Source organism: Streptomyces sp. NPDC028305, assembly GCF_055569495.1.
Map to the genome: position 1 here is coordinate 751639 of NZ_JBVHTN010000004.1, position 14593 is coordinate 766231.

The 14593-nt window shown below is 75.5% G+C and carries 1 protein-coding gene; it reads left to right on the plus strand.

All coding sequences use genetic code 11. The features are described from left to right. The first annotated feature begins 313 nt into the window (after positions 1–313). On the plus strand, positions 314–14593 hold the full coding sequence (locus ACZ4WQ_RS19700) for an amino acid adenylation domain-containing protein (RefSeq protein WP_468022313.1): 14280 nt from the start codon (positions 314–316) through the stop codon (positions 14591–14593).

Genomic DNA, 14593 nt, shown 5'->3' on the forward strand with positions numbered 1-14593 from the left:
GTGTCCGGTAAACCAGGCGTAAACCAGGCAGGCACAGCACGGACGGAGAACCGCCCGGCGATTCCTGACGGCCGAGCGGAGAACCGTCATGCCCGGAATTCCCTCCCGCCCGGCCTGCCCCGCCCCCATCCGCAGGTGAATGGCGAGGAGTCGAGGAGTCATGGCCGGATCTCAGGCTTTCGCTGGTGGAGAAGTTGAGGGTGAAGCCGGTGGTGCAGCGTGCGGTGAAACTGGTGGTGAAGCGTGCGGTGAAGCCGGCGCTGAAGCGTGTGGTGAAAAGGAATCACTTCCGCTGACCGGAGCGCAGGCGGGGGTGTGGTTCGCCCAGCGGGTCGACCCCGACAGCCCCATCTTCCGGGCGGCGGAGTATCTGGAAATCCACGGCCCGGTCGACCCCGGCATATTCGAGCGGGCGCTGCGTCAGGTGGTCACCGAGGCGGACGCCCTGCACCTCAGGTTCCTGGACACCGAGGAAGGACCCCGCCAGGTGGTGGGGCCCGAGCCCCGGTGGCGGCTGCGGATCGTCGACGTCTCGGCGGAGCCGGACCCCCGGCGGGCCGCCGAGGAGTGGATGGGCCGGGATCTGCGCAGGAAGATCGACCTCACCGGCTCCTCGCTGTTCACCTACGCCCTGTTCCGCGTCGCCGCCGACCGCTGGTTCTGGTACCACGCCTACCACCACATCCTGTTGGACGGCGTGGGCGCCTCCCTGTTCGTGCGCAGGGTCGCGCACGTCTACAGCGCGCTCACGGCCGGTACCGCCCCGGACGCCACCCCGTTCGAGTCGGTGCGCACCCTGCTCGCCGCCGACTCCGCCTACCGCGACTCGGAAGCCATCCGCGAGGACCGGGAGTTCTGGCGCCGGACGTACGACGGCCGGCCCGAGCCCGGCGCGCTGTCCCCGCGCCCGCTGCGGCCCACCCCCGACTTCCTCCGCCGCAGCGCCCGGCTGCCCGACGGGATACGGCGCGACCTGGACCGGGCGGCCGAGCGCGCCGGGGTCTCCCGGTCCCGGATCCTGGTCGCCGCCACGACGGCCTATCTGCACCGGATGACCGGATCCGCCGAGGTGGTGCTGGGCCTTTCGGTGACCGCCCGCCCCGGCGGAGCCTCCCGCAACGTCCCCGGCATGGCGGCCAACGTGCTGCCGCTGCGCGTCGAGGTCGCCCCCGGCACCACCGTGGGCGGGCTGCTGGAGCGCACCCGCACGGCGCTGCGCGGGCTGCTCGCCCACCAGCGTTACCGGGGCGAGGACCTGCGCCGGGACCTCGGCCTGCGAGGCGACCACCGCAGGTTCTTCGGGCCGCAGCTCAACGTCGTGCCCTTCGACTACGACCTGCGCTTCGCCGACAGCCGGGCCGACGCGCACAACATGTCGCTGCGGCTCATCCAGGACCTGGCGATCTCGGTCTACGACCGGGTCGGCGACCGCGGGATCCGGGTCGACTTCGACGTCCACCCCGAGCTGTACGGCCCCGCCGAACTCGCCGCGCACCAGGACCGCTATGTGCGGTTCGTCGGCCGGATCGCCCGGGCCCTGGCGGAGCCGGCCACCCCGCTGGCCCGGGTGGCGCTGCTCAGCGACGACGAACTCCGCGCCGCTGTGGCCCCGCCGGACGAGGCGGTGGCCCACCCGGCCCCGGGGCCGACCCTGCCCGGCCTGTTCGAGGAGCGGGTCCGCAGCGCGCCGGACGCCCCCGCCGTCGAGTACGAGGGCGCCTCGATCGGCTACGCGGAGCTGAACCGGCGGGCCAACCGGCTCGCCCGGCTGCTGGCCGGCCGGGGCGTGGGCCCGGAGGACCGGGTGGCGCTGCTGCTGCCCCGCTCGGCGGACTATGTGACCGCCGCCCTCGGGGTGATGAAGGCGGGCGCCGCCTATGTGCCGATCGACCCCGGCTATCCGGCCGAGCGCGTCGACCACCTCCTGAGCGACTCCGCGCCCGGCTGCGTCCTGGCGCACGCCGCCACCGCCCACCTGACCGCGGCCGCCGGCCGTGCGCCGCTGATCCTCGACGCGCCCGCCACCGCGCGGGCCCTGGCGGACCTGCCGGACGGCGACCTCACCGACGCCGAGCGCACCGCGCCACTGACGGCGGACCGGCCCGCGTACGTCATCTACACCTCGGGCTCCACCGGCACGCCCAAGGGCGTGGTGGTCACCCACCGCGGCATCCCGGCGCTGGCCGGGGCGCTGACCGGGCGCCTGGGGATCGGGCCCGGCGGCCGGGTGCTCCAGTTCGCGTCCATGGGGTTCGACGCGGCCGTCTCCGAGCTGTGCATGGGGCTGCTGTCCGGGGCGACCCTGGTGCCGGCCCCGGCGGAGCAGCTGCTGCCCGGCCCTCCGCTGGCGGCCTTCACCCGCCGGGCGCGGATCACCCACGCGCTGCTGCCGCCGTCCTCACTGGCCGTCATGGACCCGCGCGGCGATCTCCCCGAGGACATGGCCCTGTACGTGGGCGGCGAGGCGTGCCCGGCCGAGCTGGCGGAGCGCTGGTCGGCGGAGCGGCTGCTGGTCAACGCCTACGGGCCCACCGAGGCCACGGTGGTCGCCACGATGAGCGGGCCGCTGTCGGGGCCGGAGCGGCCGCCCATCGGCGAGCCCATCCCAGGCACCCGGGGCTATGTGCTCGACGCCGGGCTCGCCCCGGTGCCGCCCGGCGTCCCCGGTGAGCTGTACGTGGCCGGCGTCGGCGTCGCCCGGGGGTATCTGGGGCGGTACGCGCTGACGGCCGAGCGCTTTGTCGCCAACCCCTTCGGGTCCCCCGGCGAGCGCATGTACCGCACCGGCGACCTGGTCCGGCGGCGTCCGGACGGGGCGCTGGAGTTCCTGGGGCGCGCCGACGACCAGGTGAAGATCCGCGGCTACCGGGTGGAGCCGGGTGAGGCGGAGGCCGCCCTGCTGAAGCTGCCCGCCGTCGGCCAGGCCGCCGTGGTGGTCCGTCAGGAGCCGGGCGGTGAGCCGTCGCTGGCCGCCTACCTGGTACCGGCCGCCGGGGCGGAGCCGGATCCGGCGGCGGTGCGCGAGGCACTGGAGAGCGGGCTGCCCGGCTATCTGGTGCCCGCCACCTTCACGGTGCTCGACGCGCTGCCGGTCACCCCCAACGGCAAGATCGACCACAAGGCGCTGCCGGACCCGTCCGCGGCGGCCGAACGGACCGTCACCCCGCCCCGCACCGAGCGCGAGCGGGCGCTGTGCGGGTTCTTCGCCGAGGTGCTCGGTGTCGAGGCCGTCGGCATCGACGACGACTTCTTCCAACTCGGCGGGCACTCCCTGCTGGTCGCCCGGCTGATGCAGCGGATCCGCTCCCGGCTGGGGGTCGAGTGCGGGGTCGACGTGGTCTTCCGCGCCCCCACCGTGCGCCGGCTCGCGGCGGAGCTGGGCGGCGAAGAAGCGGGCGGCGAGGAAACGGGCGGCGAGGAAGCGGAACCGGGCGGCGCGGAATCGGGCGGGGAGGGCTCGGGCAAGGGGGGCTCGGGCGGGGGGAAGCCCGTCCGTCCCGGACCGGTCCCGGTGCCCCGTGACGGCGAGCTCGAACTCTCCTACGCGCAAGCGCGGCTGTGGTTCCTGAGCCGGCTGGAGGGCCCCAGCGCCGCGTACCACATCCCGCTGGTCCTCACCCTCGACGGCGACCTCGACCCCGACGCGCTGGCCGCGGCCCTCGGCGACCTCGCCGACCGCCATGAGACCCTGCGCACCGTCTACCCGGACCGCGCGGGCGTGCCGGTCCAGCGCATCCTGCCGCCCGGCGCCCACCCCGGGCTGACCATCGTGGCCTGCGACGAGACGCGGCTGCGCGAGGAACTGGCCACGGCCGTGGCCCACCCCTTCGACCTGGCCACCGAGCCGCCCCTGCGGACCCGGCTGTTCCGGACGGCGGCGCGACGGCACGTCCTGCTGCTGCTGGTGCACCACATCGCGGCCGACGCGGAGTCCTACGGCCCGCTGCTGCGCGACCTCGCGGCCGCCTACCGGGCCCGCCGGGCCGGGCGGGCGCCCGCACTCCCGCCGCTGCCCGTGCAGTACGCCGACTACGCCGCCTGGCAGCGGCGCACCCTGGGCGACGACGCGGACCCGGCGAGGCAGACGGCCTACTGGAAGGAGCGGCTGGCCTCCCTCCCCGGCCCGCTCGACCTGCCCTTCGACCGGCCGCACCCGGACCGGGTCGCCACCGCGCCGGCCGCCCTGGTCACCCTCGATCTCGACGCCGCGCTCCACCGCGGGGTCGGCGAGTTCGCCAGGGGATGCGGCGCCAGTACCTTCATGGCACTCCAGGCGGCGCTGGCGGCGCTGCTGAGCAGGCTCGGCGCCGGGGAGGACATCGCGCTCGGCGTGCCCGTGGCCGGGCGCGGGGACGAGGCGCTCGAGGACCTGGTGGGACTCTTCGTCAACACCGTGGTGCTGCGCACCGACACCTCGGGCGCGCCGACCTTCCGTGAGCTTCTCGCCCGGGTGCGGGAGGCCGATCTGGCCGACTACGCCCACCAGGACCTGCCGTTCGAACGGCTGGTGGAGGCGCTCAACCCGCCGCGCTCGGCGGCCCGGCACCCGCTGTTCCAGGTCATGCTGGCCATGGACAGCTCGCACCGGACGCCGCCCGGGCTCGACGGGCTCCGGCCGGGGCTGCTGGACGTGCCCACGGGGACCGCCAAGTTCGACCTGTCGTTCAACGTCCGGGAGCGCTTCACCCCCGAAGGAGCGGCGGACGGGATCCTGGTGGCGCTGGAGTACCGCGCCGATGTCTTCGAGGAGTCCACCGCACGGGAGCTGCTGCGCCGTTACGGTCGCCTGCTGAGCGCGGCCATGGCCGACCCGGACGCGCCCGTCGCGGGCGCCCGGATCCTCGCCGACGAGGAATACCGCAGGCTGCTGACGGACTGGAACGACACCGCCGCACCCGAGTCCCTGCGCGATGTGGTGGGCCGGGTCAGGGAGCTGGCGGCGGACCGGCCGGACGCCGTCGCGGTCACCGACGACGACGGAGACCTCGGCTACGGCGAACTCGTCGCCCACGCCGACCGGCTGGCCCGTCGGCTGCGGGCGTCGGGTGCGGGCCCCGACGCGGTGGTCGCCGTCCTGGCGGACCGGGGCCGCTGGGCGGTGGCCGCGCTGCTGGGCGCGCTGGCGGCCGGGGCCGCGTATCTGCCGCTGGACACCGGCGCGCCCACCGAGCGCTCCGCGGCCGCGCTGGCCGACGCCGGGGCGCGGTGGCTGCTGGCCGGGCCGGGGCACCGGGAGGCGGCCGCCAAGGCGGCAGAAGCGTCCGGCGGGACATCCGGCGGGGTACAGGTGCTGCCGCTCGGCCCGGACACGGACACGGACGAGGACGCGTACGGGAACGGGCCCGCGGCCGCCGGGGGCGCGCCGCCCGCGGACCAGCTCGCCTATGTCATCTTCACCTCCGGCTCCACCGGCCGCCCCAAGGGGGCGATGGTCCACCACCGGGGGATGAACAACCACCTGTCGGCCAAGGTGGCGGACCTCGGCCTCACCGCCGCGGACACGGTGGTGGCCAACGCCCCGCTGACCTTCGACATCTCCGTGTGGCAGATGCTCGCCCCGCTGGTCGTGGGCGGTCGCGCCCTCGCGGTCTCCCAGCGGCTCGCGGCCGATCCTCCAGGCCTGTTCCGGCTGGTGATCCGGGCGGAGGTCACCGTCCTCGAAGTGGTGCCCTCGCTGCTGCGCGCGGCGCTGGACGCCTGGGACGACGGCGAGCCCCTGCCCGCCCTGCCGTCCCTGAGGTGGCTGGTCGTCACGGGCGAGGAGCTGCCCGGCGAACTGTGCCGCCGCTGGTTCGCCCGCTTCCCCGGCATCCCGGTCGTCAACGCCTACGGCCCCACCGAGTGCTCCGACGACGTCACGCACGCGGTCATCACCAAAGACCCCGGCCGCACCACGTCCCCGATCGGGCGGGCCATCCGCAACACCCGGCTGTATGTGCTCAGCGACGAGCTCCAGCCCGTCCCCGTGGGCGTCGTCGGCGATCTGTACGTGGCGGGCGTCGGCGTCGGCCGCGGATATCTGGGCGACCCGGCCAGGACCGCGCACACGTTTGTGGCCGACCCCTTCGCCGACCCCGCCGCCGCGCCCGGCGGCCGGCTGTACCGCACCGGCGACCGGGTGCGGTATCTGCCGGACGGGCAGCTGGAGTTCCTGGGCCGCCGGGACACCCAGATCAAGATCCGCGGCCGGAGGATCGAGCTGGGCGAGGTCGAGGCCGGGCTGCGCGGGCTGCCGGGGGTGACGGACGCGGTGGCGTCCGTGGTGCCGGGCCCCGCGGGCCACCCCCGGCTCGTCGGGTACGTGGTCGGTCAGGCGCGTCCCCGCCAGGTGCGGGAGGCGCTCGCCGCCGCGCTGCCCGACCATCTGGTGCCGTCGGCCGTCGTGGCGCTGGACGCCGTCCCGCTGACCGAGAACGGCAAGGTGGACCGCAAGGCGCTGCCGGTGCCGGACCTCCCCGGCACCGTGAACCGGGAGCCGCGCACCCCGCAGGAGGAGATCCTGTGCGCGCTGTTCGCCGAGGCGCTGGGGCTGGAACGGGTCGGAGCCGACGCGGACTTCTTCGGCCTGGGCGGGCACTCCCTGCTGGCCACCCGTCTGGTGTCCCGCGTCCGCGCGGCCCTCGGCGTGGAGGTCGAGGTCGCCGCGCTGTTCGAGGCGCCCACCCCCGCCGCGCTCGCCGGGCGCCTGGGCGCCGCCGGACCCGCCCGCCCCGGCCTGGTGCGCCGGGACCGGCCCGAGGTGCTGCCGCTGTCGTATGTGCAGCGCGGCATGTGGTTCATCAACCGGCTGGAAACCGGCCGGGGCACCTACAACGTCCCCCTGGTGGTCCGCCTGTCGGGCGAACTCGACATCGCCGCGCTGGAGGCCGCGCTGGGCGATGTGGCGGCCCGCCACGAGAGCCTGCGCACCGTGTTCCCCGAGGCCGACGGCGTCCCCCGGCAGGTCGTGCTCGACCCCGCGGACGCCGTGCCCGCCGTGTCCGTCGTGGCCGCGGAGGGCGAGGACGACGAGGGTGTGCGCGCGCTGATCGCCGCCGCGGCCGGTGCCGGATTCGATGTCGCCCACGAGCCGCCGCTGCGGGTGTCGCTGCTGGTCCTCGGCGCGCGCGAGCACATCCTGGTCGTCGTCGCCCACCACATCGCCAGCGATGGCTGGTCCGCCGCGCCGCTCGCCCGCGATCTGTCCCTCGCGTACCAGGCGGCCCTGCGGGGCGAGGCCCCGGCCTGGGAGCCGCTGCCCGTGCAGTACGCCGACTACACCCTGTGGCAGCGGGCACTGCTGGGGGACGAGTCGGACCAGGGCAGTGAGATCTCCCGCCAGTTCGCCTACTGGAAGGACACCCTCGCCGGGCTGCCGGACGAGCTGCGGCTGCCCACCGACCGGCCGCGGCCGGCGGCGGCGGACGGCCTGCGGGGCGGGGTGGTCCCGTTCGAGGTGAGCGCCGAGACCCACCGCGCGGTGGTGCGGCTGGCCCGGGCGACCGCCACGACCCCGTTCATGGTGTTCCACGCCGCCCTCGCGGCCCTGCTGACCCGGCTCGGCGCGGGCACCGACATCCCCATCGGCACCTCGGTGTTCGGCCGTGGCGACGACGCCCTGGACGAGCTGGTGGGCTACTTCGTCAACTCGCTCGTGCTGCGCGCCGACACCTCGGGCGACCCCTCCTTCGGCGAGCTGCTGCGCCGGGTGCGGCGCACCGACATCGCCGCCTTCGCCCACCAGGACCTGCCGTTCGAGCGGCTGGTCGCGGCGCTCAACCCCCGGCGGGTGCCGGGCCGCCACCCCCTGTTCCAGGTGAAGCTGCTCCTCCAGAACCTGGACCGCGCCCGCTTCGCCCTCCCGGGGCTCGACGCCGATGTCCTGCCGTACGACCCCGACCTGGCCAAGCTGGACCTCCAGTTCAGCGTCTCCGAGCGATACGACGACCGGGGCGAACCGGCCGGCGTCGAGGCGCTGGTGGGCTACTCGGCCGAGGTGTTCGACCGCGCGTCGGCACAGGCGGTGTCCGCTCGGTTCGTGCGGCTGCTGGAGGCGGTGGTGGCCGACCCGGACCGGCCGATCGGCACGGTGGAACTGCTGGGCGCCGCCGAGCGCGAGCGGGTGCTGACGGAGCGCAACGCCACGGCGCGCGAGGTGCCGGAGGCGACGTTCCCGGAGCTGTTCCGGGCGCGGGTGGCGGCCGCCCCCGACGCGCCCGCGGTGCTGTGCGGCGCGCTGCGGCTGACGTACGGGCAGCTGGACGCGCGGGCGAACCGGCTGGCCCGGCTGCTGCTGGACCGGGGCGTCGGCGCCGGATCCCTGGTGGCGCTGGCGCTGCCGCGTTCCGCGGACGCGGTGGTGGCGATGCTGGCGGTGCAGAAGGCCGGGGCGGCGTACGTACCGGTGGACCCGGAGCAGCCGGGCTCGCGGACGGGGCTGCTGCTGGCGGACGCGCGGCCGACGCTGGTGCTGTCCCTGGACGGGGCGGCGCCGCCTGCGGGGCCCGCCGAGGTGGTGGTGCTGGACGCGGCGGAGACGGTGGCGGCGCTGGCGGAGGCGAGCGACGAGGACCCCGGGGTGGAGGGGGCGGCGTGCGATGCGGCGTATGTGATCTATACGTCGGGTTCGACGGGGCGGCCGAAGGGGGTGGTGGTGGAGCAGGGGTCGTTGGTGGATTACGTGGTGCGGTGTGTGGTGGCGTATCCGGGTTTGGCGGGGCGGACGTTGTTGCATTCGCCGCTGTCGTTCGACTTGGGGTTGACGGGGTTGTACGGGACGTTGGCGGCGGGTGGCGCTCTGGTGGTCGCTGATCTGGATGAGCGTCTTTCGGTGCCGGGTGGGGTGACGTTCGCGAAGGTGACGCCGAGCCATCTGCCGGTCCTTCAGGAGCTGCCGGATGCGTGTTCTCCCACTGGGCAGTTGGTCATCGGAGGTGAGGCGCTGAGTGGCGCGCGGCTGGCGTCGTGGCGGGCCCGGCATCCGGGCGTCGAGGTGGTCAACCACTACGGCCCCACCGAGGCCACGGTCGGCTGTCTGGACCACCGGATTCCGGCGGGGGCGGTGCTCGCGGACGGCCCGGTGCCGGTCGGCCGTCCGATGTGGAACACCCGGGTGTATGTCCTGGACGCGGGGCTGTCCCCGGTGCCGGACAACGTGGTGGGCGAGTTGTACATCGCGGGCACCGGCGTGGCCCGGGGCTATCTGAACCTGCCCGGGCAGACCGGGGAGCGGTTTGTCGCGGATCCCTTCGGGCCGCCCGGCTCCCGGATGTACCGCACCGGGGACCTCGCCCGCTGGACCGGCGCGGGCGTGCTGGAGTTCGCGGGCCGGGCCGATGACCAGGTGAAGGTGCGCGGCTACCGGATCGAGCCGGGCGAGGTCGAGGCGGCGGTCGCGTCGTTCCCCGGGGTGGACCGGGCCGTGGCCCTCGTCCGCGAGGACCGGGCGGACGACCGGCGGCTGGTCGCCTACGCCGTACCCGCCGCCGGGGATGGCGCGGCTGTGGACCCGGCCGCGCTGGCCGCCTGGGTGGCCGCCCGGCTGCCCGACTACGCGAGGCCCGCGCTGGTCGTCCTGGACACGCTGCCGCTCACCCCGAACGGCAAGGTGGACAGGGGCGCGCTGCCCGCGCCCGAGGTGCCGGTCACCGCCTCCCGGACGGCCCGTACCGCCCGGGAGGAGATCCTGTGCGGGCTGTTCGCGGACGTCCTCGGCGTGGCCCGGGTCGGCGTCGACGACGGCTTCTTCGACCTCGGCGGCCACTCGCTGCTCGCCACCCGGCTGGTGTCCCGCATCCGCGCCGCCCTCGGGGCGGACGTGCCGCTGCGCGTCGTGTTCGAGGCCCCCACCGTCCGCGGGCTCGCGCCGCGCCTGGACGGCGAGGCGCCCGCCCGGCCCGCCCTGTCGGCGCGGCCGCGGCCCGAGACCGTCCCGCTGTCCTTCGCCCAGCGCCGCCTGTGGTTCATCAACCAGATGGAAGGGCCGAGCGCCACCTACAACATCCCGCTCGTGCTGCGGCTCACCGGGCACATCGACCGGCCCGCCCTGCGCGCGGCCCTCCGCGACGTGGTCGCCCGGCACGAGACCCTGCGCACCGTCTTCCCCGCCGTCGACGGCGTGCCCTTCCAGCGGGTCCTGGACCCCGAGCGGGGCACGCCCGAACTGGAGGAGTCCGAGGTCGCCCCGCACGAGTTGCCGGGCGCCATCGACGCGGCCGTCACCGAGGGCTTCGACCTCGTCAGCCGGCCGCCGCTCAGGACCAGGCTGCTGGTCTGCGGCGACACCGCCGCGCTGGTGGTCGTCATGCACCACATCACCGGCGACGGCTGGTCGCACGCCCCGCTGCTGCGCGACCTGTCACAGGCGTATGCCGCGCGCCTGGGCGGCGAGGATCAGCCAGGTTGGCCGCCGCTGCCGGTCCAGTACGCCGACTACACCCTCTGGCAGCGTGAACTCCTCGGCGACGACACCGACCCCGACAGCGAGTTCTCCCGGCAGCTGCGCCACTGGGCAGCCCGGCTTGCGGGCCTGCCGGAGGAGCTGGCGTACCCCACCGACCGCCCCCGCCCCGAGGCCGCCAGCTACCGGGGCGACAGGGTGCCGGTGGCGCTCGGCGCAGAGGCGCACGCGGGCGTCGTGGCGCTCGCCAAGGCGAGCGGGGTCAGCGTCTTCATGGTGCTCCAGGCCGCTCTCGCCACGCTGCTGACCCGGCTGGGCGCGGGTACCGACATCCCGCTCGGCGCCCCCAGCGCGGGCCGCACCGACCATGCCCTCGACGAGTTGGTGGGCTTCTTCGTCAACACGCTGGTGCTGCGCACGGACACCTCCGGCGACCCCACCTTCCGGGACCTCCTCGCCCGGGTGCGGGAGACGGACCTGGCCGCGTACGACCACCAGGACCTGCCGTTCGAGCGCCTGGTGGAGGAGCTCAACCCGAAGCGCTCGCTCGCCCGGCACCCGCTGTTCCAGGTGATGCTCATCCTGCACAACACGGACCGGCTGGAGCTCGATCTGCCCGGTCTGCGCGGGCGGGTGGAAGGGGCCGAGGCCCCCGTGGCGCGGTTCGACATGTCGTTCAGCCTGACCGAGCAGTACTCCGACAACGGCGCCGCCGCGGGCATCCGGGGACAGATCCGCTACGCCGCCGACCTGTTCGACCGCGCCACCATGGAGACCTGGGCGGCCCGGCTGGTCCGGCTGATCAGCGCGGCGGTCGCGGACCCGGATCGCCCGATCGGCGCGCTTCCGGTGCTGTCCGAGGAGGAGCTGCACGAGCTGCTGGTCGTCCGCAACGACACCGCACACGCCCTGCCCGACGCCTCCCTGCCCGAGCTGTTCCGCCGGCAGGCGGCCCGTACCCCGCACGCCACCGCGCTGGTCCAGGGGGAGCTGCGCCTGACGTACCAACAGCTCGACGCGCGCTCCGACGAGCTGTGTGCCGCGCTGCTGGCCCGGGGCGTCGGCCGGGAGGACCGGGTGGCGCTGCTGCTGGAGCGGCGGGCCGACCACGTGGTGGCCGTGCTCTCCGTCGCCAAGGCGGGAGCGGTGTACGTACCGCTGGACGCCCGCAGCCCCGAGGCCCGGCAGCGGCACATCCTCACCGGCACCCAGGCGGTGGTGGTGGTCGCCGACGCACGGACCGCCCCGCGCGTCCCGTCCGGCCACGTCTCGCTCGTCCTGACCGACGGCGTGGCGCCGCCGGACGCCGTCGGAACGGGGCACTCGGCGCCGGCCGTGCCGCCCGGCGGCCTCGCGTACATCATCCACACCTCGGGCTCCACCGGTGAGCCCAAGGGCGTGGCGGTCTCCCACCGCAGTGTCGTCGACATGATCCTGGACCGCTGGTGGGGGCACACCGCCGAGGACCGGATGCTGATGCACCTGCCGGTGTCGTTCGACGCCTCGACCTACGAGCTGTGGGGGCCGCTGCTGACGGGCGGCCGGATCGTAGCGTACGACGGCGAGGCCACCGACATCGCGGCCCTCGCCCGCACCATGGCCGAACACCGCGTCACCGTGGGGCTGTTCAGCGAGGGCGTCTTCCGTCTGCTCGCCGAGAACCACCTGGAGAGCTTCGACGGCCTGAGGGACATCTACGTCGGCGGTGACGCCGTCTCGGCCGTGGCCGCCCGCAAGGTCATGGACCATGTCCCCGGGGCCCGGCTGACCAACACCTACGGGCCCACCGAGTGCACCCAGTGCGTCATCCACCACGAGCTGACCCGCGAGGACGTCGAGGGGCGCCGCGCGGCCATCCCCATCGGACGGCCCCTGGACAACACCCGGGTGTACGTCCTCGACGAGCGCCTGCGGCCCGTGCCGCCCGGCGTCACCGGAGAGCTGTACGTGGCCGGCGAGGGCGTGGCCCGCGGCTACCACGGGCGGCCGGGGCAGACCGCCGAGCGCTTTGTCGCCGACCCCTTCGGGCCCCCGTCCTCGCGCATGTACCGCACCGGCGACCGCGTCTGGTGGCGCCCCGGCGGCGCCCTGGAGTTCGCGGGCCGCGCCGACGCCCAGGTCAAGGTGCGGGGTTTCCGGATCGAACTGGGGGAGGTCGAAGCGGCGGTGGCCTCCTTCCCCGGCGTGGCCCAGGCCGTCGTGGTCGTCCGCGAGGACCGGCCGGGGGACCGGCGGCTGGCGGCCTACGCCGTGCCCGCCACCGGCACCGCCCTGGACACCGCCGCCCTGGACACCGCCGCGCTGACCGAGCACGTGGGCGCGCTGCTGCCGGACTACATGGTGCCCGCGGCGTTCGTGCCGATGGCGGCCCTGCCGCTGGGGCGCAGCGGCAAGCTGGACCGCTCCGCCCTGCCCGTGCCCGACTACGGCGGCGGCGGTGGCCGGGGGCCGCGGGACGACCGGGAACGGCTGCTGTGCTCGCTGTTCGCGGAGCTGCTCGGCGCCCCCGAGGTCTTCGCCGACGACAACTTCTTCGTGCTCGGCGGCGACAGCATCGGCTCCATCCAGCTGGTCAGCCGGGCGCGGCAGGCGGGGCTGGCGATCAGCGCGCGCGATGTGTTCCTGCACCAGACCCCCGCGGAGCTCGCGCTCGCGGCCACCGCGGCGGACGAGGACCCCGAGGCACCCGCGGCCGACGACGGCACCGGCACCGTCCAGGCCACCCCGATCATGGAGTGGCTGAGAGAACTGGGTGGCCCGGTGGCCGGGTTCAACCAGTCCGTGCTGCTCCGCGTGGCCCCGGGGCTCACCCAGGACGCGCTGGTCACCGCCGTACAAGCGGTCCTGGACCGGCACGCCGTGCTGCGCGCCCGGCTCGACCGGTCGGGCGAGGGGCCCTGGCGTCTCGAGGTGCCCCCGGCCGGGGCGGTGGACGCGGCGGGCTGTGTGCGCCGGGTCGACATCGCGGACCGCCCGGAGGGGCGGCTCGCGCCCGTGCTGGCCGAACACGCCGAGGCGGCCCGCCGGGAACTGGCGCCGGACGCGGGCGCGATGGTCAGGGTGGTCTGGTTCGACGCCGGGGACCTGCGGCCCGGGCGGCTGCTGGTGATGGCCCACCACCTGGTGGTCGACGGGGTCTCGTGGCGCATCCTCCTCCCCGACCTGATGGACTGCTGGTCGGCCGCCGCGGCCGGGCGGGAGGCGGCGCTCCAGCCCGTGCGCACCTCCTTCCGCACCTGGGCGCGAGAGCTGCCCCGGCGGGCCGGGAGCGAGGCCGTCGAGGCCGAACTCCCGCTGTGGCGGCGGATGGCAGGGGACCCGGACCCGCTGCTGTCCGACCGGCCGCTGGACCCGGCCGTCGACACCCACCGGACGCTCCGCCGCCACCGGGCCGTGCTGCCGCCCGAGCGCACCGGGCCGCTGCTGACGGCCGTGCCCGGCGCGACGGGCGCGGCGGCGGACGAGGTGCTGCTCACCGCGTTCGCGACGGCCGTCGCGGAGTGGCGGCGGCGCCGCGGTGGCGCGGACGGCCCGGTGCTGGTCGATCTGGAGGGCCACGGCCGGGGCGAGGGCGAGGGGGCCGAACTCTCCCGGACGGTCGGCTGGTTCACCGCCATGCATCCGCTGCGGATCGACGCCGGCGTCGGCTGGGCGGAGTTCCGCGCCGGGGGCGCGGCCGCGGGCGGCGCGCCGGCGCGGGTACGGGAGCAGGTGCGCGCGCTGCCCGGCAAGGGCGTCGGGTACGGGCTGCTGCGCCATCTCAACCCCGGGGCCTCCGCCGAGCTGGCCGCCGCCCCCGCCCCGCAGATCGGGTTCAACTACCTGGGGCGCGTCCGTCCCGAGAGCGGGCCCGCCGAGTGGGGCGCGGCCCCCGAGGACGTACGGGTGGCGCCCGCCGACCCGGACCTGCCCTTCGCCCACGCGCTGGAACTCAACGCGGTCGTCCACGACGGGCCCGAGGGCCCCCGGCTGAACGTCACCTGGACCTGGCCCGCCGGGCTGTTCGAGGAGTCCGCGGTCCAGGAGTTGGCCGACCTGTGGTTCACCGCCCTGGACGCCCTGACGTCCTACGCCACCGCCCGCGCCGCCACCTCCCGCCCCGCCACCGCCCGGCCCGAGGCGAACGGCCGCACCTCGCCCGACACCTCCCTGGTGGACCTGGACCCGGACGAGCTCGATGAGCTCGGCGAGCTCGAAGCTGACTGGAGGAAGTGA